Source organism: Rhodococcus sp. BP-160 (assembly GCF_019836205.1).
In the GTDB taxonomy this organism is placed as follows: domain Bacteria; phylum Actinomycetota; class Actinomycetes; order Mycobacteriales; family Mycobacteriaceae; genus Rhodococcoides.
In genome coordinates, this window is record NZ_JABUEK010000002.1 from 502733 (window position 1) to 524728 (window position 21996).

The window sequence follows — 21996 nt, forward strand, 5'->3', positions numbered from 1 at the left end:
CGCGTGCGCGCCGTGTCCGCGGCGTCGGTCGTCGCGTTGATCGTCGCGGTGCTCGTGCTCGGTGTCCTCAACCCGGTCCGTGGTTCGTCGGTTCGCACCGATGCCCTCGGTCCCGACAACGACGAGACCGCCGCGCAGTACGTGGCCCGGGTGGACCCGCCCTCCGGCGACGGAGATCGGTGGGCGCTGGTGTCCTTCACGCGGTCGATGCGTGCCGACGAGATCGCGCCCACCGTCGACGGAATCAGGGTCTCGGTCGTCTATGCGCACGTGCCGATCGACCGCGTGCAGACCCCGCTCGTGGTGGTCCCGGTGCCGGACACCGACTCCGTGCTCGCGTCGTCCGTCCGTCTCGCCGCCGGCCTCGTTCCGCCCGGACGCGACGAGCGCGGGAACGTGATCGCGACGGTGGTGCGCGCACGCCTGCAGGCCGACTGTGACTGCGCCGCAGGAGTTCTGGTACGTGCGAGTGTTCCGGAACTCGCCGCGCTCGCGGGCCTGGACGGCATCCGCGCGGTCGAGGCATTGCCGGGGGACGCGGTCTACGGCCGGTTCGCGGTGGCACCGCTGTATCCCGAACGCGACGGCGACGCGGTGCAGCCCGACGACGGCCCGGTTCCCGCCTCCTGACCTCAGGACCCGAGTAGGCCGAAACCGAGCACCGCCGAGTCGTCCGCCCAGTCCAGATCGTGAATGCGGATCCCGCCCATTTCGTTTCCGCCGACGGTCGTGACCGTGTCTCCGTCCACCGCGACCACGATGTTCGTGTGCTGGCCGACGAGCAGATCCCCGACGGGCCCACCCGACTCGTACAGGACGACGTCGCCGACCGCGGGGGAGTGGTCGCCGACCGGCGCGAAACGGCCCTGTTCCTGGTAGTACTCCGTCAACGTGTAGACACCGGGAATGCGCCACCCACCCGAATGCGGATTGGTGAACGGCTGTCCGGCCTGGCGCATCACGTGACTGACGAAGTCGGCGCACCAGGCCTCGTCGACGCCCTCGGAGTAGAACGTGGCGGGACGGGGATCGCGATACTCACGCTCCACCACCTCGAGCACACGCTGCTGCGCAGGGGACAGGGACGCGTCGGCCGCGGGGAAGTCGGCGGTGTCCCACGGGTACCACCGCTCGGGCGCGGTCCACAGCACCGCCGCGACGGCGACCACCGCGAGGGCGACGACGCCGGCGACGGTACGGCGGACGCGGGTGCTGGTGGGCATGCCTCGACGCTACCGAGCCGGGTCTCCGTGGTCAGGATCGCGGCGCCGATCTTCACGGAACCCTCACATGATGGACTGGGGACATGAGACGTGTGGGGCGCCGACATCTGATCCGTGCCGTCGGCGGGTCCGCCGCCGCGGTGCTCGTCGTCGTGCTCGGATCGGCGGCGTGGGTCGCCGCCTCGTCCCACGGTCGGCTGTACACGGCGGACACCGCGCCGCGCGCTCCCGTCGCCATCGTGCTGGGCGCTCGGGTCCAGGAGGGCGAACCGTCGTCGTTTCTCGCCGGTCGTCTCGACGCGGCACTCGATCTGGTGCGTCGCGGTACCGTGCGCGCACTTCTGTTGTCGGGCAACGCCGCCGGCACGTCGGGTGACGAGGTGGAGGTGATGACGCGCTACCTGGTGCGCCGCGGCGTCGATCCCGACCGCATCGTGGCCGACCCGTACGGTCTGACGACCCACGACACGTGTCGACGCGCTGTGGCGACGTACGGAGTGTCGACGGCCCTGATCGTCAGTCAGGACACCCATGCCGCACGTGCGGTGGCCCTGTGCCGAGCTGCGGGGATCGATGCCGGCGGCGTCGTCGCTCCCTGTGACTGTTCCCGGCGCTCGCTGCTGCGGCAGTTCGTACGCGAGATGCTCGCGCGTCCCAAGGCCGTGCTGGACGTGCTCCGCGGCTCCGCGCCCGCGGTGCAGTCGCCATCGACCGACGCGGTGCGCCGCGCCGTCGAGATCGGCTGACCCGAGTCACTCGGATCACCTCGAGCCCAACCCTGTTCGCACCGTCGCACCGCGAGCAGTCCGGAGACCCGAGCGCGAGTTGATGCTTGCGGCAACAGCTCCGGCGTATCGAGCTCGGTCCGTTCGTCTCGCGGACGACGTCGTTGCGCGGCTTCGTGTTCGACGTGGCGACCGGTGCGCTGCGTGAGGTTCAGCCGGCCTGATCGAGCGTGTCGGTCAGCCCGCGCTGCCGCGGCGGGCCTTCTCCAGCGCGGCCAGTGTCGACATGACGGTGGCGCGCTGACGTTGCAGGTCGCTGAGCCGGGCACGCGCGGGCAGACCCGACGACGCCTCGGCGTCGGCGATGCCGGCCTCGATGGCGGTGAGCTGCTCGAGCAGACCGGTCACGCGATCGGCGAGCACGGCGACGTCCACCGTGCTGACGGCACCCGACGGAGCGGAGGACGCCGAGCGGGACGGAGTGGTGCGGACGGCGGCGGACGCACCGGCGCGGGCCGAGGCCTTCCGGACGTCGGCGGCCGCGGGACGCTTCGGCAGGCGGACCCGGTCGAGAGCGGCACGCGCACTGCGAGCCGCGGTGCGGTGCTCGAGCTCCTCGTCGTCGTCGGACGTCACCGCGCCGCCCAGGGGACGCAGGCCGTACATGCCGATGAAGCGACGCGCCGCGTCGATCGTGTTCTCGTGTTCACGGCACTCACCGCACCGGGGCTCGTCCCGGTAGATCTCGATGTCGGTCCGGCTGCCGCACCACACGCAGCCGCCGGGACTCCACCGCCGGGTGACGGGGGTGTCGTCCGCAGCGGTGTCGTGGGGTGAGGTGGTGGTCATCGTGGAGGAGGCGCCGGAGCCGAGATTTCGATCGTCGATCACGTCGAACCAGCGTAGTGCACGACACGAGGCCCGAGGAGCGGGAGCGGCTGTCGCCTCGTGCTTTTCGCGTCGTCGGTGACCAACGTCATGACACACCCGGCTCCGCTCGGTCGTGTCATCGGCGTGTCGCGTCAGCAGACTCGTCGGTCTTCCCCCGGGGCTCCGGACCGTCCATACTCGGCAGTCGTGAGCACACTCGAAGTCACGACCGTCGCCGACGGCGTGCACGTCGCGTTCGGGCCGGACGTCAACTGGACACTGTTGGTCGACGGCGAGGACGTGACGTTGGTCGACTCGGGATATCCGCGGTACGTCGGTGCGGTCGTCGAATCGCTCCGTCGTGTCGGTCGGCGTCCGGAGGACGTGCGGGCGATCCTGCTGACACACGCGCACATCGACCACATCGGCGGCGCCGGCCACTTCGCCTTGACCTACGGCACGCCGGTGCTCACCTCGGACACCGAGGCGCGGCATGCCCGACGTGAGTATCTCGAACAGGCATCGCCGCTCGACGTGGCGCGTAACGTCTGGCGGCGCGGTGCGCTCGCATGGACGGTGCGCATCGCTCGCGCGGGCGGAACCGAATCGGGCGCCGTCGCCGACGCCGAGGGGTTCGACTCGGTCGTCGGATCCGTGCCGGGTGGGCCGCTGGACCTGCCGGGCGGGCCGGTGCCGCTCGACAGTTCGGGTCACACGTCCGGTCACACCGGGTATCACGTGCCAGGTGCGGGGGCCGTTCTGTCCGGTGACGCTCTGGTCACCGGCCACGCTCTGAGCGTTCGGACCGGACCGCAGATGCTGCCGCCCCTGTTCGCGCACGACCGGCCGCGGGAGTTCGACGCGCTCGACGCCTTCGTCGGCCTGGACGCCGACGTCCTGATTCCCGGACACGGGGGAGTGCATCGCGGGTCCGTCGACGACGCGGTGCGGCGGGTCAGGTCCGCACGCGCCTGAGTCGACTCCGGGTCAGCGGGGTCGCCGAATGCGGATGGGGCCCTTCGCCGTCGACGGGTCGACCACGTTCCCGCCCTGCGTGATCTCCGCCTCGCCCGCGGCGACGAGGCGGCGGGCGGCGCGGCGGACGGGTTCCATCAGGGGGCGCCAGTCGTCCGGCGCCACGGCGCGAGCCACGTCGGAGGGGCAGATCGACGAATCGCGGGCGCGACTGTCGAGCAGCCGCCGGATCGCGTCCTCGAGACCGTCGTCGGCTCCCGCGGAGCCGGTGCGTCGGCACGCGTCGCTGCAGTACTTCACCGAGTCCCAGTCGCGTTCCCACTTCTTACGCCACTCGATCCGTCGACCGCAGACGACGCAGGTCTTGTCCGCCCGAGCCTCGGCCTCGCCGCTCGGCGCCTTCTTCCTGTGTGCCACCTCGTCGATTGTGCACCGGTCGGGGATAGCGTGAGCGCGTGCGCAGTCTCACGTCCTCTCTCGGCTCCCGGCGCGGTGGAGCTCCCCGGTCGTCCTCCAGCGTCGGCATGGCCAGCGGTGTCGGTGCGTACGGACTGTGGGGACTGTTCCCGGCCTTCTTCGGCGTGCTGTCCTTCGCCGGACCCGTCGAGGTCCTCGCGCACCGCATCGTGTGGACGTTGGTGCTCATGCTCGTCGTCCTGGCGGTGTTGGGACGACTGTCCACGCTGCGCGGTCTCCCGGCGCGCACGTGGGGTGTGGTGGCGTTGTCGTCGGCGTTCATCTCGATCAACTGGGGCGTCTACATCTTCGCGGTCTCGCAGGACCGTGTGGTCGAGGCAGCCCTCGGATACTTCGTCAATCCGCTCGTCAGTGTCCTGCTCGGCGTCGTGGTGTTCCGGGAGCGGTTGGGCCGTGCGCAGATCGCGGCCCTCGCGCTGGCCTTCGTCGCGGTGGTCGTGCTCACCGTCGACTACGGACGGCCTCCCGTCATCGCCCTCACCCTGGCCTTCTCGTTCGCGCTGTACGGCGTCATGAAGAAGGTGGTTCGGCTCGAACCCACCACGTCGCTGACCGCGGAGGGGCTCGTGGGGGCGCCGATCGCGATCGGTTACCTGGTGGTGCTGGGCGTCACCGGGGGAGCGAGCGCCCTCTCGCTCGGGGTGCCGCACGCCCTGCTGCTCGTCCTCGCCGGGCCCGTCACCGCACTGCCGCTGCTGCTGTTCGGTGTCGCCGCGCAGAAGCTGCCGTTGGTCACCCTCGGTCTGCTGCAGTACCTGACACCGGGCCTGCAGCTCGCGTGGGGAGTGCTGGTGCTGAACGAGGACATGCCCGCGTCGCGGTGGATCGGTTTCGCACTCATCTGGTGCGCGCTGGCGATCTTCACGGTCGACTCCGTGCGGCGTCTGCGGGCGCATCGCGTGGCGTCGGTGCCGGTCGAGGCGGCGTCCGCGGACGCCCCGCGCTAGTCCTCATCCGTCACAGTCGTCACACGCCGCGTGTGCGGAGAATGTTGTCGGCCCGACGACCTAGAGTGGCTCCCGTGTCGGACTTCGTTCATCTCCACAATCACACCGAGTACTCCATGCTGGACGGGGCGGCGAAGATCGCGCCGATGTTCGCGGAGGCCCAGCGCCTGGGGATGAGCGCGGTCGGGATGACCGACCACGGCAACATGTACGGGGCCAGTGAGTTCTACAACGAGGCCAAGAAGGCCGGGGTCAAGCCCATCATCGGGATCGAGGCCTACATCGCCCCGGAGTCCCGTTTCAACAAGAAGCGCGTGCTGTGGGGAGACCGCAGCCAGAAGTCGGACGACGTCTCGGGCAGCGGCGCGTACACGCACATGACGATGGTGGCGGAGAACGCGACGGGTCTGCGCAACCTGTTCAAGCTGTCGTCCCTCGCGTCCACCGAGGGGCAGCTGGGCAAGTGGGCGCGCATGGACGAGGAGATCATCGCCAACCACGCCGAGGGCATCATCGCCACCACCGGCTGCCCGTCCGGCGAGATCCAGACCCGGCTTCGTCTGGGCCACGAGCGTGAGGCGCTCGAGGCGGCGGCCAAGTGGCAGGAGATCTGGGGCCCCGACAACTTCTTCCTCGAACTGATGGACCACGGTCTGTCGATCGAGCGGAGGGTGCGAGAAGGACTGCTGAGCATCGGGGAGCAGCTCGGCATCCCCCCGCTCGCGACCAACGACTGCCACTACGTCACCAAGGACGCGTCGGTCAATCACGAAGCGTTGCTGTGCATCCAGACCGGTAAGACGCTGAGCGATCCCACCCGGTTCAAGTTCGACGGCGACGGCTACTACCTCAAGTCCGCGGAGGAGATGCGCGCCCTCTGGGACGACGAGGTGCCCGGCGCGTGCGACTCCACGTTGCTCATCGCCGAACGCGTCCAGTCCTACGACGAGGTGTGGGAGCACCGCGACCGGATGCCGGTGTTCCCGGTGCCGGAGGGCTACACGCAGGGCACCTGGCTCCGCAAGGAGGTCATGGACGGCCTGCACCGCCGCTTCCCCGACGGTCCGACGGAGGAGTACCTCTCCCGTGCGGACTACGAGATCAGCGTCATCCTCGAGATGGGCTTCCCCGCCTACTTCCTCGTCGTCGGTGACCTCATCAACCACGCCAAGGAGGTCGGCATCCGCGTCGGCCCCGGTCGAGGTTCGGCGGCCGGGTCGCTCGTCGCCTACGCGATGGGGATCACCAACATCGACCCGCTCCCGCACGGTCTGCTGTTCGAGCGGTTCCTCAATCCCGAGCGCGTCTCCATGCCCGACATCGACATCGACTTCGACGATCGCCGACGCGGCGAGATGGTGCGCTACGCCACCGAGAAGTGGGGCAGTGATCGTGTCGCGCAGGTGATCACGTTCGGCACCATCAAGACGAAGGCCGCCATCAAGGACTCGGCCCGCGTGCAGTTCGGGCAGCCGGGCTTCGCCATCGCCGACCAGATCACCAAGGCACTGCCCCCGCCCGTGATGGCGAAGGACATCTCGGTCGCGGGTATCACCGATCCGACGCACGAGCGGTACAAGGAGGCCACCGAGGTCCGCTCGCTGATCGACTCGAACCCCGACGTCGCGAAGATCTACCAGACGGCCAAGGGTCTCGAGGGGCTGATCCGCAACGCCGGCGTCCACGCCTGCGCGGTCATCATGTCCTCGGAGCCGCTGACCGACGCCATCCCGGTGTGGAAGCGTCCGCAGGACGGCGCCATCATCACCGGCTGGGACTACCCGTCCTGCGAGGCCATCGGCCTGCTGAAGATGGACTTCCTGGGGCTGCGCAACCTCACGGTCATCGGTGACGCCATCGACAACATCAAGGCCAATCGCGGCATCGACATCGATCTCGACGCCCTGCCTCTCGATGATCCGGCGACGTTCGAACTGCTCTCGCGCGGAGACACTCTCGGCGTGTTCCAGCTCGACGGCAGCGCGATGCGGGACCTGCTGCGCAAGATGCAGCCCACCGGATTCGAGGACATCGTCGCCGTCCTGGCGCTCTACCGGCCCGGTCCGATGGGCATGAACTCGCACAACGACTACGCCGATCGCAAGAACGGCCGTCAAGAGGTCAAGCCGATTCACGCCGAACTCGAGGAACCGCTGAAGGTCATCCTCGGCGAGACGTACGGCCTGGTGGTCTACCAGGAGCAGATCATGCAGCTGGCGCAGAAGGTCGCCGGATACTCGCTCGGCCAGGCCGACCTGCTGCGGCGCGCCATGGGAAAGAAGAAGCTGTCCGAGCTGGAGAAGGCGTACGCCGGATTCCGCCAGGGCATGCTGGACAACGATTTCTCCGAGGCCGCCATCAAGGCGCTCTGGGACACCGTGCTCCCGTTCGCCGGCTACGCGTTCAACAAGTCGCACTCGGCGGGGTACGGGCTGGTGTCCTACTGGACGGCGTATCTCAAGGCCAACTACCCGGCCGAGTACATGGCCGGACTGCTCACCAGTGTCGGCGACGACAAGGACAAGGCGGCGATCTATCTCGCCGACTGCAGACGGCTCGGCATCACCGTGCTGCCGCCGGACGTCAACGAGTCCGAGCTCAACTTCGCCTCGGTGGGCGAGGACATCCGCTTCGGTATGGGCGCGGTGCGCAACGTGGGCGCCAACGTCGTGGCGTCCATCATCTCGGCGCGCAAGGAGAAGGGGAAGTTCACCGACTTCTCCGACTACCTGGCCAAGATCGATGCGACGGCCTGCAACAAGAAGGTCACCGAGTCTCTCGTCAAGGCCGGTGGTTTCGATTCGCTGGACCATCCACGCAAGGGTTTGATGCTGATCCACGCCGACGCGATCGACTCGGTGCTGGGCACCAAGAAGGCGGAGGCCATCGGCCAGTTCGACCTGTTCGGCGGCGTCGACGCCGACGAGTCCATCACCTCCGTCTTCAACGTGAAGATCCCGGCCGAGGAGTGGGACAGCAAGCACCGTCTCGCGTTGGAGCGGGAGATGTTGGGGCTGTACGTGTCCGGGCATCCGCTGAACGGAGTAGAGCACGTGCTCGCGGCTCAGTCGGACACCGCCATTCCCACGATCCTCGAGGGCAGTCTGAAGGACGGCACGCAGGTCACGGTGGGCGGCATTCTGGCGTCGGTCAACCGACGGGTGAACAAGAACGGTCTGACCTGGGCGTCCGCCCAGCTCGAGGATCTCACCGGCGGTATCGAGGTGCTGTTCTTCCCGCAGGCGTACTCCGTGTTCGGTGCGGACGTCGCCGAGGACGCCGTGGTGCTGGTGAAGGCCAGGGTGTCGGCTCGGGACGATCGGATCTCGCTCATCGCGAACGACATCGCGGTTCCCGATCTGTCGTCCGTCGGTGTCGCCAAGCCCGTCGCCGTCAGCTTGCCGACGCGTCAGTGCACCGCGGACAAGGTCGGGGCGCTCAAGCGGGTGCTGGCCAGCCATCCCGGTACCACCGACGTGCACCTGCGCCTCATCAGTGGCGACCGGGTCACCATGCTCAAGGTGGACGAGAAGCTGCGCGTCACACCGTCGTCGGCGCTGATGGGCGATCTCAAGGCGCTGCTCGGACCCGGCTGCCTCACCGTCTGACGCTGCCTCACCGTCTGACGCTGCCTCACCGTCTGACGACGGCCGACCGCTCGACGGCTGCCGCGAGGTAGGCATCGGGATCGACGCCGAACGGGTTGTCCCGCAAGCCCTCCGCGATGACGTCGCGGTAGCGGTCGGCCGGCACTCCGCGTTCTCGCACGTGGCTCGACGTCAGAGTCATCGCCGGGACGCCGTCGATGTCGTCCAGGCGCAGCGCCGCGTCGTACTTGCCGCGGTGCGGCTCGGGCGACACCTCGACCGGCAGCAGCGCCCACGCTCCCGGCCGTGTCGGTACGGACGCGCGGACGTCGAGTGTCTGCTCCGTCTGCGCGTTCTCCACCGTCGCGATGTGGTCGAGGGCGGCCCAGTCGAGCAGGTAGGCGCGGGCGATGCTGTCGGAGTCGGGGGAGGGTGTGAGCGAGAGGAACGCGGACGCTCCGGTCCACCGGGCCGAGACGCCGGCGAAGTACACCGCATGCGGCACGGTGATCCACCGGTGTTCGCGAGGAAGCGAGAGCGTCCGCGGGGCGGCGTGCGCACCGAATCTGCTGTCGGCCGCGGAGCCGCCCAAGTAGGCGTCGAGGCGTGCGGGCAGGGTGTTCGAGCCGTAGCCGACGTACCAGACGAGTTCGTGACTGTTCACAGGGACGGACGGTACCGTCGGATCGTCACGTCGAACTCGACCGAGAGGGATGATCCCATGATCACGAACTTCATCAACGCCGTGCTCGAACTCGTCGGTGGCATCGCCGCCGGAAGCAGCGGTCTCTACCTGGCCCCCGGTGTCCTGCCGTTCGGTTCCTGACATAAGGCCGGACCACGCGAACGCCGACGGGGCGCCCACGTGGAGTGGGCGCCCCGTCGGTGTCTGTCCGTGATCAGTGTCGGGTGCGGAACCGCTCGGTCGCGCCGAGGGCCCACCACAGCGTCACGCCGACAGCGGCGGAGGTGAGGACTGCCGTCTGCATGCTGACTGTCAGTGCGAGAGCGGCGAAGAGGATGACGGCGACCATGATGCTCTCGAGCTTGTAGAGCGGCCAGTCGGTGCCGGCCACGTCCACGGTACGAACGCTCGTCGAGTGCCGCGGGCGTGTGAACTGCAGGTCGACCGTGGTCATATTCGCCTCCCGAACCATCCGTGTTCCGTGTGCCGTGCGTTGGTCCCTAGGCTACACGTACATGGAAGTTAGGGTGACCGAAACCTCCTGATCACCCTGCGGATGGTTGCCGGAGACCGCCGAGGTGTGTGTACTGGGATCATGCCGCTGCACGGAGAGTACGAGCCGAGTCCGTCCACCTGGGCCGCCGATCAGGCCGACCTGTACGAGAGCTCGGGAGGGACCGAGGGCACCGAGATGCGGGGGATGCCCGTCATCCTCCTCACGACCATCGGGAACAAGACGGGCAAGCTCCGTCGGACCCCTCTGATGCGCGTGGAGCACGACGGTGCGTACGCCGCCGTCGCGTCGCTCGGCGGCGCGCCGAAACACCCCGTCTGGTACTTCAACGTGCTCGCGAACCCCCACGTCGAACTGCGGGACAAGACCGAGAAGTGGGACATGGTCGCGCGCGAGGTCCACGGCGAGGAGAAGGCGCAGTGGTGGGAGCGTGCGGTCGCGGCCTACCCCGACTACGCGGACTACCAGAAGAAGACCGACCGCGAGATTCCTGTCTTCGTGCTCGAGCGGGCCTGAGCGCTGATTCGTCACCCCCGCCGGCGGCCGCTCCGCAGGTGAGGGTGGGTCGGTGGTCGTCGCACCACCGTGGCAGCATGTCCGTGTGACCGAGACGACGAGCCGTACCGACGCCGCTGCGCCGACCGCAGACGACATCGATGCCGCGGCCGTCCGGCTGCGGGACGTGGCCACCCGCACCCCGCTCGAGTTCTGCGAGCGGTTGTCCGAGCAGACGGGTGCGCGGATCCACCTCAAGCGCGAGGATCTCCAGCGCGTGCGCTCGTACAAGTTGCGCGGCGCGTACAACCTCATGCTGCAACTCGACGACGACGAGCGCGCGGTCGGTGTCGTGGCGGCGAGCGCCGGCAATCACGCGCAGGGTGTCGCGTTCGCGTGCCGGGCGCTCGGCATCCGCGGTCGCATCTACGTGCCGACCAACACCCCGAAGCAGAAGCGCGATCGCATCGCCTTCCACGGCGGCGACATGGTGCAGGTGATCAGCGTCGGCTCCACCTTCGATGCGGCCGCGGCGGCCGCCCTCGCCGACGTCCGCACCACCGGTGCCACCATCGTGCCGCCGTTCGACGACCCGAGAACCGTGGCGGGACAGGGAACCATCGCCGCGGAGATCCTGGAGCAGCTCGGTGCCGCTCCGGACGTCGTCGTGGTCGCGGTGGGCGGTGGTGGGTGCATGACGGGCATGTCGGCCTACCTCGCCGAGCGGTCGCCGAACACCTCCGTCGTCGGTGCGGAGCCTACCGGCGCCGCATCCATGGCGGCGGCGCTCATGGCCGGCGGCCCCGTCACACTCGACGAGATCGACCCGTTCGTCGACGGCGCCGCCGTGCGCCGGATCGGCGATCTCCCGTACCGGGTCGTGTCGTCGCTCGGCGCGACCGTCGCCTCGCATGCCTCGGTGACGGTCGGTGCGGGCCACGACGGACGCGGGTCGGTGGTGGTCACGCAGGTGGACGAGGGTGCCATCTGCACCGCGATGCTGGATCTGTACCAGAGTGAGGGCATCATCGCCGAACCCGCCGGAGCGCTGTCGGTGGCCGCGCTGTCGCAGATCGACATCCCGGCCGGCTCGTCCGTCGTGTGCCTGATCTCGGGCGGTAACAACGACGTCTCGCGCTACGGGGAGATTCTCGAACGGTCGCTCGTGCACAAGGGGCTCAAGCACTACTTCCTCGTCGATTTCCCGCAGGAGCCGGGCGCACTGCGCACGTTCCTCGACGTCGTTCTCGGTCCGGAGGACGACGTGACGCTGTTCGAGTACGTCAAGCGCAACAACCGCGAGACGGGTGCCGCGCTGGTGGGTATCGAGCTCGGTTCGGCCGCGGGCCTGTCGTCCCTCCTCGAGCGGATGGAGACGTCGCCGATGCACGTCGAGCATCTCGAGCCCGGGTCTCCCGCATACCGCTACCTGACCTGAGTCATCCGGCCGACCCCTGACCGCTCGGGTCGACACTGCTCGAACCGCCACCGAGGAGCCGTTCGACCACGTCACGGTGCAGGTCGGGCGGCGTGTGGGGGAGGCCGAGCAGCGCGGCGAGGTAGATGCCGTCGCCCACCAGCCGCACGATCTCGGCCTGCACCGGATCGGTCACCTCGCGCTGCAGCGCGCGGTCCCACATGCCCATGACGTCGATGACGGCCTGCTGCACCTCGCCGGGTCTGCCGTCGATGCTGCGCAGCGCGGCGAGAGTGGAGCGGTAGAGCGCCACCTCCTCGGCGGACGAGGCGTCCGGTGGCTGGAGATACCACTGCGCCAGCGAGGTGCCGGCGGCCTCCGCCTCGACGCGTTGGACGTCGGATCGTTCACCGAGGCGACGCACCAGCGCGGCCATCATCGCGTCCTTGCTGGGGAAGTGGTACAGCAGACCACCTTTCGAGACGCCGGCCCGAGAGGCCACCGCCTCGAGGGTGGCCTTGTCCGCGCCGTCGTCGAGGAGCAGCGTCTCGAGGGCGTCCAGGATGCGGTCGCGTGTGTCGGCTGCCATGACACGCACTGTACCGGCCGGACGGTTGTTGCTACGCTGTCGGTGTCCGTCGACTGTACCGTCCGGACGGTAAACGAAAGAGGTGTCTCGTGTCCGTGTCCCCGGCAGCGTCCGTGCAGCCGAATCCCGACGATCTCGTACCGGCCGGCGCCACCCGCCGCGACTGGCTCGGTCTGGTGGTGCTGGCCGGTGCCGTGATGCTCATCGCCGTCGACGGCACCGTCCTCGACATCGCGCTGCCGTTCCTCAGCGCGGATCTCCGCCCGAGCAGCACCGAGCTGCTGTGGATCATCGACGTCTACTCGTTCGTCCTCGCCGGCCTGCTGGTCACCATGGGCACTGTCGGCGACCGCATCGGACGACGGCGGTTGCTCCTGATCGGCGCGGTCGGCTTCGGACTGTCCTCGGTGCTCGCCGCCTTCGCGGTCGACCCCGCGATGATGATCGCGGCCCGTGTGCTGCAGGGCATCTCGGGTGCCACGTTGATGCCCGCCACCCTGGGCCTGATCCGCACGATGTTCCAGGTGCGGCGTGAACGCACGCTCGCGATCGGTGTCTGGGGTGCCATGGCCGGCGGCGGCGCGGCGGCGGGTCCTCTGGTGGGCGGGTGGCTTCTCGAGCACTTCTGGTGGGGCTCGGTCTTCCTGATCAACGTGCCGATCATGATCGCGCTGGTCGTCGTCGGTCCGTTCACCATCCCGGAGTCCAAGGATCCGGAACCGGGCCGATTCGACGTACCCAGCGCCGCGCTGTCGATCCTGGCCATCGTTCCCGTCGTCTACGCGATCAAGGAGACCGCCGCTCACGGGCCGCACCCGTCGATGATTCCGGTCGCGCTGGTCGGTCTGGCCGCGGGCACCGTCTTCGTCCGCCGGCAGGGCCGACTCGCCGCTCCGATGATCGACCTGACGCTGTTCGCGCAGCGTCGCTTCTCGACAGCCGTCGCGACGAACCTGCTGTCCGTCTTCGCGCTGGCGGGAGTCCTGTTCTTCGGCTCGCAGTACCTGCAGTCGGTTCTCGGCACGTCCCCTCTGGAGGCCGGTCTGATCATGCTGCCGGGAACGGCGACGAGCATCGTCGCGTCGCTCGCCGCCGCACATCTCGTACGCCGATGGGAGGCGGGCACCGTTCTCGCCGTGGGACTCGGGGTCTCCGCGGCGGGGGCACTGCTCCTGACACGTCTCGGTCAGACCGACGGCATCGCCGTGTTCATGGCGTCGTTCGTCCTGGTCGGTGTCGGCGCGGGCCTCGCGCTGACGCTGACGTCGGATCTGGTGGTCGCCTCGGTTCCCGCGCCGCGCGCCGGCGCAGCGTCTGCGATCTCCGAGACGGCGTACGAACTCGGGATCGCCCTCGGCGTCGCGTTGCTCGGTTCGGTGGTGATGGCCGTGTTCCGTGGCGGTATCGACACGTCGGCGCTCGACCCGGACACCGCGTCGGGTGCCCGCGAGACCATCGGCGAGGCGGTCTCGCTCGCGCGGACGCTACCGGCGGATCTCGGTGACGCTCTGACCAGTTCGGCCGGCGCCGCCTTCGTCGACGGGATGCACGTCGCGGCGGTGGCCACCGCGATCGTGCTCGTCGCCAACGCTCTCCTCGTGGCTCTGGCTCTGCGTGGCTCGGACGCCGGCGACGCGCGGGCCGAGCCGGAGAGTCACTCCAACGGAACTCACTCCAGCACGACGAAGGAGTGACCCGGAACGGTCGTCGCCGACGCGGTCGCGTTCGGCGTCGGCTCGTCCCACCACAGCAGCGGTGAGCCGCCCACCGGCACTGTCACCGGCGAGTCGGTGAGGTTGCACGCGATGCTCAGACCACGGCCCGCGGTGGGGTGCGCCCGGTGGATCACGATCCATCGGGCGTCCTCGTCGTAGTCGACGTGCACGTCGGTCAACCACGGGTTCGTGATCTCCGTGCGCTGGGCGCGCAACGCCAGAAGTGCTCGGTAGCAGTCGAGTACGCGGGCGTGATCACCCTCGGTGACCTCATCCCAGTTCAGCTTCGAGTTCTCGAACGTCGCGGGATCCTGCGGGTCGGGGATGTCCTCGCTGTCCCACCCGTGGGACGCGAACTCGGCCTTGCGGCCATTCGCGGTGGCCTCACCCAGCTCGGGTTCGGGATGGGAGGTGAAGAACTGGAACGGGGTGGAGGCGTCGAACTCCTCACCCATGAAGAGCATCGGGGTGAAGGGGGACAACAGGATCAGCGCCGCCTTGACCGCCAGCTGCCCCGGCGTGAGTGAGAAGCCGGGACGATCGCCGATTGCGCGGTTGCCCACCTGATCGTGCGTCGTGGTGTACGCGACGAGCGAGCTCGCCGGGAGCACCCGTCGGTCCAGGGGTCGACCGTGCACGCGGCCACGGAAGGTCGAATACGTCCCGGCGTGGAAGAAGCCCTGCGTGATGGTGGTCGCGAGGCACTGCATCGAGCCGAAGTCACCGAAGTAGCCCTGACGTTCGCCGGACACCGCTGCGTGCACGGCATGGTGGACGTCGTCGTCCCACTGGGCAGTGAGGCCGTACCCGCCGCCCGCTCGGGGAGTGATGAGCGTCGGGTCGTTGAGGTCACTCTCCGCGACCAGGCTCAGGGGTCGACCGACGTGCGCCGACAGGGCCTCGGTCTCCACGGCGAGCTGCTCGAGGATGTGGGTGGCCGTGGTGTCGGCCAGGGCGTGCACCGCATCGAGACGGAGCGCGTCCACGTGGAACTGCTCGAACCACCGCAGTGCGTTGTCGATGATGTAGCGCCGCACCGTGTCCGACTCCGCGCCGGCCACGTTGACCGTCTGTCCCCAGGAGTTCGCACCCTCGGACATGTACGGGCCGAACTTCTCGAGGTAGTTGCCCGACGGACCCAGGTGGTTGTAGACCACGTCGAGCGTGACGGCCAGCCCCCGGGCGTGGCAGGCGTCGACGAACCGCTGGAAACCTTCCGGACCGCCGTAGCCCTCGTGGACGCTGTACCACAGGACGCCGTCGTAGCCCCAGTTGTGTGTCCCGTTGAAACCGTTGACGGGCATGACCTCCACGAAGGTCACGCCGAGGTCGACGAGGTGATCGAGTCGGTCGATCGCCGCGTCGAACGTCCCCTCCGCGGTGAAGGTGCCGATGTGCAGTTCGTACAGCACGCCGCCCGCCAGCGGGCGACCCGTCCACGCGTCGTCGGTCCACGCGAAGGTGTCCGCGGAGTACAGCGCCGAGGCCTCGTGCACGCCGTCCGGCTGCCGCGGCGAGCGCGGATCCGGGATCACCGCATCGTCGTTGTCCAGGACGAAGCCGTACCGGGCACCGTCGGCGGCGGGCACCTCGGCGCTCCACCACCCGTCCTTCTCGGTCATCGGGTGCAGGTCGCCGTCGAGGTGCAGTCGGACCCGCTCGGGTGTGGGTGCCCAGACCGCGAACGTCCGGGGTCCAGTGGTGCGGGAAGCGGCGCGAACCGGAGTGCTCATGGACGCATCCTTACCCAGTAGCCGGGCCACCGACACCGGACCGGCGGGGGAGTTGCACCACACCCGGGTCGTCGGGTTCTGTCGCGGTGGTCGCGGTGAGTGCATGCTGGTGGTGTGGACGACGACATGCACGCCCGGTCCGACGACATCTACGAGCTCCCGATGTTCCCGCTCGGCTCGGTGGTACTTCCGGGGGACGACGTGCCGTTGCACGTGTTCGAGCCCCGCTACCGCGCGATGGTGCAGCACTGCCTGGACACCGAGTCGCACTTCGGGGTGGCGCTCATCGAGCGAGGCCACGAGGTCGGCGGCGGGGACGTGCGCGGCGTGGCCGCAGTGTCGACCCGGATCGACCGCGCCCTCCCCACACCGGACGGGCGCTTCGTGCTCGAGTGCCGCGGAGTCGACCGGATCCGCGTGCTGGAGTGGCTGCCGGACGATCCGTACCCGCGGGCGCGTGTCACCGCCTGGCCCGATCTCCCGGCGGGCGACGAATCGCTGGACGAGGTGTACGACCTCGTGCAGGAGCGCACCGACCGGTTGTTCGAGATCCTGACCGGCATCGCACGCTCGCGCGATCTGCCCACACCCGAGGCGCCGCGTGTCGACGCGGACGGAACGCGCTCCGTCGCCGAGGTCTGGGAGTTCGCGTCGTCCCTGCCGCTCGGCTCGTCCGATCGCGCGAAGGTGCTCGCGGCAGAAACGGTCGGACGACGACTCCACGTCCTCGCGACCGCTCTCGAGGACGTCATCGCGATCGCCGAGTTCTCCGCGCTGCCCGATCTCTGACCGTCCGACGACGCGGTCGGGGTCTCGATCCGACAGTCGTGGTCCGCGGTCGTTGCTCGCCCACTAGGGTTCTCGGGGCGGGGGTACGCAATCGACACAGGAGGACCCGAGTGGCTCACGAGCGAGCGGGACAACGGGCACAGGCATCGGATCTGGTCGATCTGTCGCATCTGGTGACGGCCTACTACAGCGTGAAGCCGGACGTCGAGAATCCCGATCAGCAGGTGGTCTTCGGTACCTCCGGACATCGTGGATCGTCCCTGGACGGCGCCTTCAACGAAGACCACATCGTGGCCACGACACAGGCCATCGTGGAGTACCGGTCCGCGCAGGGCACCACGGGACCGCTCTTCCTCGGTCGCGACACCCACGCGCTCTCCGAGCCCGCGTGGGTCACCGCCGTGGAAGTTCTCGCCGCCAACGACGTTGCGGTGCTGGTGGATTCGGCAGACCGCTACACGCCCACCCCGGCGGTGAGCCACGCGATCCTGCGTCACAACGCCTCGGGCCCGTCGGCGCTCGCGGACGGCATCGTCGTCACGCCGTCCCACAACCCGCCGCGCGACGGCGGTTTCAAGTACAACCCGCCGAACGGTGGACCCGCCGACAGCGACGCGACCTCCGTGATCGCGGCGCGCGCCAACGAGATTCTGCGCTCCGGTGTGTCGTCCGTGAAGCGCGTGTCTCTGGCGTCGGCACTGGCCGGGTCCGTGCAGAAGTACGACTTCCTCACCACGTACGTGGACGATCTCCCGTCCGTCGTCGACATCGATGCCATCCGGTCCGCGGGTGTGCGCATCGGCGCCGATCCGCTGGGCGGTGCGAGCGTCGACTACTGGGCGGCGATCGCCGAGCGACACCGCCTCGATCTGACCGTGGTCAACCCGCTCGTCGACGCGACATGGCGGTTCATGACCCTGGACACCGACGGCAAGATCCGGATGGACTGCTCGTCGCCCAACGCGATGGCGTCGTTGATCGGCGCCCGGCACGACTACGACGTGTCGACGGGCAACGACGCCGATGCGGACCGGCACGGCATCGTCACCCCCGACGGCGGACTGATGAACCCGAACCACTACCTCGCGGTGGCGATCGACTACTTGTTCTCGCACCGGCCGGGATGGCCCGCCGAGGCGGCGGTCGGCAAGACCCTCGTCAGTTCCTCGATGATCGACCGCGTCGTGGCCTCGCTCGGTCGCACCCTGCTCGAGGTGCCCGTGGGGTTCAAGTGGTTCGTGCCCGGTCTCGTCTCCGGTGAGATCGGGTTCGGCGGCGAGGAGAGCGCCGGCGCCTCGTTCCTGCGGACGGACGGATCCGTCTGGACCACCGACAAGGACGGCATCATCCTGGCCCTGCTCGCCTCCGAGATCACCGCGGTGACCGGGAAGACACCGTCGACCCGCTACCGGGAGCTCACCGAGCAGTTCGGTGACCCGTCCTACGCACGCACCGATGCGCCCGCGACGCGCGAGCAGAAGGCCGTGTTGGCGAAGCTGTCGGCGGAGCAGGTCACCGCGACCACCCTGGCGGGGGAGGACATCACCGCCACGCTCACCTCGGCTCCCGGCAACGGGGCGGCTCTGGGCGGACTCAAGGTCACCACGGACAGCGCCTGGTTCGCCGCTCGGCCGTCGGGTACGGAGGACGTCTACAAGATCTACGCCGAGTCCTTCCGCGGTGCGGATCACCTCGCCGAGGTGCAGAGCGCCGCACGCGATCTCGTGTCGTCCGTCCTGACCGGGGAGTGAGCGCCGCAGCAGGGGCCGGTGCCGGGACGCGGGGGACCGCCCCCGATCCCACCCGCGACATCTGGATCCTCGTCTCGGCCGCGTTCGTCATCGCACTCGGCTTCGGCATCGTCGCGCCCGCGCTCCCGGGGTTCGCGCTCGCCTTCGGGGTCGACGAGTTCGCGGTCACCGTCATCATCAGTGCCTTCGCGGCGACACGGCTGATCTTCGCGCCCGCCAGCGGATCGCTCGTGCAGCGCATCGGCGAGCGCCGGGTCTACCTCACCGGTCTCGTCGTCGTCGCGGTGTCGACCGGGTTGTGCGCACTGGCCCAGACGTACTGGCAACTCCTCCTCTTCCGGTCGCTCGGCGGTATCGGGTCCACCATGTTCACCGTGTCCGCGCTGGGACTGCTCATCCGGATCGCCCCGCCCGATCGCCGCGGGCGCGTCTCCGGCATGTACGCGTCGAGCTTCCTGGCCGGCACAGTCCTGGGCCCGTTCGTGGGCGGCATCGTGCTCGGTGTCGGAGGTCTGCGGGCGCCGTTCCTCTTCTACGCCGTGACGCTGGTCGCGGCCGCCGCCGTCGTCGCGGTGGGCCTACGAACACCCGCCGCGACCACGGAGGCCGATCGGGACGCGGCGGTCGTGCTGCGGTTCGCCGACGCCCTGCGCTCCCCGACGTACCGGTCGGCCCTGCTGTCCAACTTCGCCAACGGATGGGCGGTGTTCGGCGTGCGCACGGCCATCGTGCCGCTGTTCGTCGTCGCCGCGCTCGGACGCAGCGATTCCATGGCCGCCGTGGCCCTCGCGGTGTTCGCGGTGGGCAACGCGGTGGTGTTGGTGCCGGCGGGGCGATGGTCCGATCGGTACGGGCGCAAGCCGTTCCTCGTCGCCGGGCTCCTGCTGTGCGGCGCATCGACCGCGACCATGGGCATCTCGGGATCGACGGAGGTGTTCCTCGTGATCACCTTCGTCGCCGGGCTCGGGTCCGGGCTGATCACGCCGACCCAGCAGGCGGCGGTGGCCGACATGATCGGCTCGCGCGCCCGCGGAGGCCCCGTCCTCGCCGCATTCCAGATGGCCATGGACGTGGGCTCGGTCATCGGGCCGCTGGTCGCCGGTGTACTCGTGACGGAACTCTCCTACGCGGCCGCGTTCGGGACCTCGGGCGCCATCCTGCTGATCGCCGCGGTCGGTTGGATGGTGGTACCCGACACGCGGTCCGGGCGGGTGTCGCTGACCGGGAAGCCCAGCGCGGTGACGATCGATCCGGACGGCGACTCAGGCGGTGCCGACACCGATGAGGGATCCGACGGCGTAGGTCGCCGCGACGGCGAGTGAGCCGAACAGTAGTTGGCGGAGCGCTCCGACGACGGTCGACCGCGAGGTGAAGTGCGCGGCGAGCGCGCCCGCGATCATGAGGCCCACGGCGCCGCACGCGAGCCCGAGGGCGAGGACGTCCGATCCCAGCAGGAACGGTATGAGCGGAATGATCGCGCCGATCGAGAACAGGACGAAGGACGATCCGGCCGCCACCCACGGTGACGGCTTCTCGGTGGGGTCGACACCCAACTCCCGCGAGATGTGCAGATCCACGGCACGATCGGCGTCCGTGTGGATCTCGCGCGCGGCGACCGTGGCCGTCTCGGTCGACATGCCCATGTCGGTGAGCATGCCCACCAACTCCGCCTGTTCGGCCTCCGGGTACTTCGTGAACGCGGCGCGCTCGGTGGTCACCTCGGCATCGATCTGCTCGTTCTGGGTGGACACGGACGTGAACTCGCCGAGTGCCATCGAGAACGCTCCCGCGACGAGGCCGGCGATGCCGCTGAGGACCAGCGTGTGCGTCGAGACGCCCGCACCGCCGACACCCGCGATGAGCGAGGTGTTGGTCACCAGTCCGTCCATGGCCCCGAACGTGGCGGCCCGGAGCCAGCCTCCCGAGACGTCGGCGTGTGTGTGATCGATGTCGTGGGGCAGGCCGGGCCCTCCCTCGACGGGCACGGCGGACGCCTGCGGATCACGGGGCTCGATGTGGGTCACGGGGCGAATGTACGCGCGCCGGAACGTCTCTACCAGCAAGCATTGGCATACCTGACATCCAGTTCTCAGCACACTGTCAGTCGCGCGTGACACAGTATTCGCGTGAATGCCTCGAAATCGTCGTCATCGAAATCGTCGAGCAAGTACACGCCACAGAAGTCGTCGAGCACGTCGACCTATGTTCTGGGCGGTCTGGCTCTCCTGGTCATCGCGGCCGTCGTCATCGGCGGAGTGTTGTGGCAGAACTCCCGCAGCCAGCCGCGCGCCGACGGATACGGGTCCGTGCAGAATGCGGCGGTCACCTCCTCGGTCGACGACGACGGCGTGGTGCGGCTGGGTCTCCCGGAGGCGACACGCACGGTCGACATCTACGAGGACGCGATGTGCCCGTACTGCGCCGAGTTGGAGAACACCTACGGCCAGGAACTCGCGCAGAAGATCGACGAGGGCACCATCGCGGTGCGCTATCACATGCTCGACTTCCTGAATCAGTTGTCGCCCAGCGGTGACTACAGCACCCGTGCGGCCGCCGCATCGCAGTGCGTCGCCGCCACGGGCGACGGGCCCGCCTACTCAGCATTCCACTCGGCCCTGTTCTCGCCGGACTTCCAGCCGGAGGAGAAGGGCAGCGCGGACCACACCGCCGACGAGCTCGCCGCCCGCGCCACGGAGGCGGGAGCCTCCGACGAGGCGGCACAGTGCATCACCGACGGAACGCGAGTGGCGGACGCCGCCACCGACGCTGCGACGGGCAGCGCGGCGCTCGCAGCTGCCGGCGCGCGAGGCACTCCCACCGTCATCGTGGACGGCGCGATCGTCGACACCACCACCAACTCCGCCTGGGTGTCCGATCTCGGCTGACGCTGATTTGGACCTCGTCGAACCGATGGTGTAACTTCGGTCGAGCGTTCTTCGAGCGGTGCGAAACACTCTTTCTCACGGTCAGAAGAGCACGGGGCTATGGCGCAGCTGGTAGCGCACCACACTGGCAGTGTGGGGGTCAGGGGTTCGAGTCCCCTTAGCTCCACCGATTGACAGCTCCACCGAGTAACAGCTCCACCGAAGTAGGCGGACACGCGAAAGGCCCCGTACCGGTCAGGTACGGGGCCTTTCGCGTGTGATGTGGTGTCAGTGCGCTGCGTCGTACGCGCTCTGCACCTCGGAGGGAATGCGCCCGCGGCTCGACACCGTGAATCCCGCGTCCACGGCCCATTCGCGCACGGCCCTGGTCTGTTCGGGACTGCGTCGTCCCATCGGCTTCGTGCTGCGTCGTCCGCTGTGCGTTCCGGCCGACACCTTCGCCGCGTGCTCGATGTAATAACCCAGAACACGTCGGAACTCGGCGGCATTGTCGGGCCCGAGGTCGATCTCGTAGTGCGTGCCGTCGACCGCGAACGTGATGTGTTCGCCATCGTCCTCGAGAGGTGTTCTGTCGATGTCGTCGACCAGCTGAACAACGACCTTCTTCGCCATGTCTTCT

General features: G+C 68.9%; 21 protein-coding genes, 1 tRNA gene and 2 pseudogenes. 14 read left to right on the forward strand and 10 right to left on the reverse strand.

Going from position 1 to position 21996, the window contains the following annotated elements; genetic code table 11:
- The first annotated feature begins 3 nt into the window (after window positions 1-3).
- Entirely contained in the window at window positions 4-630 is a 627-nt protein-coding gene (locus tag HQ306_RS08795) for a hypothetical protein (protein WP_308115465.1), read from the forward strand.
- A gap of 2 nt (window positions 631-632) precedes the next feature.
- Here the strand turns inward: HQ306_RS08795 and HQ306_RS08800 are convergent, their stop codons facing one another.
- Entirely contained in the window at window positions 633-1223 is a 591-nt protein-coding gene (locus HQ306_RS08800) for a CHAP domain-containing protein (RefSeq protein ID WP_222630607.1), read from the reverse strand.
- Between the two features lie 92 nt (window positions 1224-1315).
- Here HQ306_RS08800 and HQ306_RS08805 point away from each other — a divergent pair, with 92 nt between their 5' ends.
- Together HQ306_RS08805 and HQ306_RS08810 are read left to right on the forward strand one after the other, a co-directional pair.
- Entirely contained in the window at window positions 1316-1969 is a 654-nt protein-coding gene (locus HQ306_RS08805; protein WP_374197720.1) for a vancomycin high temperature exclusion protein, read from the forward strand.
- A gap of 86 nt (window positions 1970-2055) precedes the next feature.
- Window positions 2056-2172, forward strand: a pseudogene (locus tag HQ306_RS08810) (carbonic anhydrase); the annotation flags it as partial.
- A gap of 13 nt (window positions 2173-2185) precedes the next feature.
- On the opposite strand, the gene HQ306_RS08815 reads toward HQ306_RS08810, so the two are convergent.
- Complete coding sequence (locus HQ306_RS08815) at window positions 2186-2839, reverse strand: hypothetical protein (RefSeq protein ID WP_231476323.1); 654 nt, start codon at window positions 2837-2839, stop codon at window positions 2186-2188.
- 186 nt (window positions 2840-3025) lie between these two features.
- On the opposite strand from HQ306_RS08815, the gene HQ306_RS08820 reads away from it, so the two are divergent.
- Window positions 3026-3793: an MBL fold metallo-hydrolase gene (locus HQ306_RS08820; protein WP_308115466.1), complete on the forward strand. Its 768-nt coding sequence runs from the start codon at window positions 3026-3028 to the stop codon at window positions 3791-3793.
- Between the two features lie 12 nt (window positions 3794-3805).
- Here HQ306_RS08820 and HQ306_RS22160 read toward each other — a convergent pair whose 3' ends face one another.
- Window positions 3806-4093: a DUF3253 domain-containing protein gene (locus tag HQ306_RS22160; RefSeq protein ID WP_268788590.1), complete on the reverse strand. Its 288-nt coding sequence runs from the start codon at window positions 4091-4093 to the stop codon at window positions 3806-3808.
- A pseudogene (locus HQ306_RS22580) lies at window positions 4076-4210 on the reverse strand (DUF2256 domain-containing protein); the annotation flags it as partial. The pseudogene HQ306_RS22580 and the gene HQ306_RS22160, both read right to left, overlap by 18 nt.
- Before the next feature lie 107 nt (window positions 4211-4317).
- Here HQ306_RS22580 and rarD point away from each other — a divergent pair.
- Both rarD and dnaE read left to right on the forward strand, forming a co-directional pair.
- Window positions 4318-5217, forward strand: a complete 900-nt coding sequence (rarD, locus tag HQ306_RS08830; protein WP_222631447.1) for an EamA family transporter RarD — start codon at window positions 4318-4320, stop codon at window positions 5215-5217.
- A 41-nt stretch (window positions 5218-5258) separates the two neighbouring features.
- Window positions 5259-8825: a DNA polymerase III subunit alpha gene (dnaE, locus tag HQ306_RS08835; protein ID WP_222630613.1), complete on the forward strand. Its 3567-nt coding sequence runs from the start codon at window positions 5259-5261 to the stop codon at window positions 8823-8825.
- Window positions 8826-8850: 25 nt separating this feature from the next.
- Here dnaE and HQ306_RS08840 read toward each other — a convergent pair whose 3' ends face one another.
- Both HQ306_RS08840 and HQ306_RS08845 read right to left on the reverse strand, forming a co-directional pair.
- Window positions 8851-9468 carry a hypothetical protein gene (locus HQ306_RS08840; protein WP_222630615.1) on the reverse strand — a complete coding sequence of 206 codons (618 nt, stop codon included), beginning with the start codon at window positions 9466-9468 and terminating at the stop codon, window positions 8851-8853.
- Window positions 9469-9703: 235 nt separating this feature from the next.
- Window positions 9704-9943, reverse strand: a complete 240-nt coding sequence (locus tag HQ306_RS08845; protein WP_027505874.1) for a hypothetical protein — start codon at window positions 9941-9943, stop codon at window positions 9704-9706.
- A 141-nt stretch (window positions 9944-10084) separates the two neighbouring features.
- On the opposite strand from HQ306_RS08845, the gene HQ306_RS08850 reads away from it, so the two are divergent.
- Both HQ306_RS08850 and ilvA read left to right on the forward strand, forming a co-directional pair.
- Entirely contained in the window at window positions 10085-10519 is a 435-nt protein-coding gene (locus HQ306_RS08850; protein WP_027505875.1) for a nitroreductase family deazaflavin-dependent oxidoreductase, read from the forward strand.
- 85 nt (window positions 10520-10604) lie between these two features.
- A complete protein-coding gene (gene ilvA, locus HQ306_RS08855; RefSeq protein ID WP_027505876.1) occupies window positions 10605-11936 on the forward strand; it encodes a threonine ammonia-lyase IlvA in 1332 nt (443 codons plus the stop codon).
- 1 nt (window position 11937) lies between these two features.
- On the opposite strand, the gene HQ306_RS08860 is transcribed toward ilvA, so the two are convergent.
- The gene (locus HQ306_RS08860) at window positions 11938-12504 is read right to left on the reverse strand and encodes a TetR/AcrR family transcriptional regulator (RefSeq protein ID WP_056446231.1); all 567 of its coding nucleotides are present in this window, start codon (window positions 12502-12504) and stop codon (window positions 11938-11940) included.
- An 89-nt stretch (window positions 12505-12593) separates the two neighbouring features.
- Between HQ306_RS08860 and HQ306_RS08865 the strand changes: the two genes are divergently transcribed.
- Complete coding sequence (locus HQ306_RS08865; RefSeq protein WP_308115468.1) at window positions 12594-14198, forward strand: MFS transporter; 1605 nt, start codon at window positions 12594-12596, stop codon at window positions 14196-14198.
- Here the strand turns inward: HQ306_RS08865 and treZ are convergent.
- Window positions 14174-15952: a malto-oligosyltrehalose trehalohydrolase gene (treZ, locus tag HQ306_RS08870; RefSeq protein WP_222630617.1), complete on the reverse strand. Its 1779-nt coding sequence runs from the start codon at window positions 15950-15952 to the stop codon at window positions 14174-14176. The two genes, HQ306_RS08865 and treZ, sit on opposite strands and share 25 nt — an antisense overlap.
- Before the next feature lie 114 nt (window positions 15953-16066).
- Here treZ and HQ306_RS08875 point away from each other — a divergent pair, with 114 nt between their 5' ends.
- The 3 genes from HQ306_RS08875 (at window position 16067) to HQ306_RS08885 (ending at window position 19814) form a co-directional block, all read left to right on the forward strand.
- Complete coding sequence (locus HQ306_RS08875) at window positions 16067-16741, forward strand: LON peptidase substrate-binding domain-containing protein (RefSeq protein ID WP_056445535.1); 675 nt, start codon at window positions 16067-16069, stop codon at window positions 16739-16741.
- A 110-nt stretch (window positions 16742-16851) separates the two neighbouring features.
- On the forward strand, window positions 16852-18492 hold the full coding sequence (gene pgm / locus HQ306_RS08880; protein WP_222630619.1) for a phosphoglucomutase (alpha-D-glucose-1,6-bisphosphate-dependent): 1641 nt from the start codon (window positions 16852-16854) through the stop codon (window positions 18490-18492).
- On the forward strand, window positions 18489-19814 hold the full coding sequence (locus HQ306_RS08885) for an MFS transporter (RefSeq protein WP_222630621.1): 1326 nt from the start codon (window positions 18489-18491) through the stop codon (window positions 19812-19814). The genes pgm and HQ306_RS08885 overlap by 4 nt, the downstream gene beginning before the upstream one ends.
- On the opposite strand, the gene HQ306_RS08890 is transcribed toward HQ306_RS08885, so the two are convergent.
- Entirely contained in the window at window positions 19755-20507 is a 753-nt protein-coding gene (locus tag HQ306_RS08890; RefSeq protein ID WP_373428384.1) for a VIT1/CCC1 transporter family protein, read from the reverse strand. The genes HQ306_RS08885 and HQ306_RS08890 overlap by 60 nt on opposite strands.
- 111 nt (window positions 20508-20618) lie before the next feature.
- On the opposite strand from HQ306_RS08890, the gene HQ306_RS08895 reads away from it, so the two are divergent.
- Both HQ306_RS08895 and HQ306_RS08900 read left to right on the forward strand, forming a co-directional pair.
- A complete protein-coding gene (locus tag HQ306_RS08895) occupies window positions 20619-21377 on the forward strand; it encodes a thioredoxin domain-containing protein (RefSeq protein WP_027505882.1) in 759 nt (252 codons plus the stop codon).
- A gap of 93 nt (window positions 21378-21470) precedes the next feature.
- A tRNA-Ala gene (locus HQ306_RS08900) sits at window positions 21471-21543 on the forward strand.
- A 101-nt stretch (window positions 21544-21644) separates the two neighbouring features.
- On the opposite strand, the gene HQ306_RS08905 is transcribed toward HQ306_RS08900, so the two are convergent.
- A complete protein-coding gene (locus HQ306_RS08905; protein ID WP_027505883.1) occupies window positions 21645-21989 on the reverse strand; it encodes an Lsr2 family protein in 345 nt (114 codons plus the stop codon).
- Window positions 21990-21996: the final 7 nt, after the last annotated feature.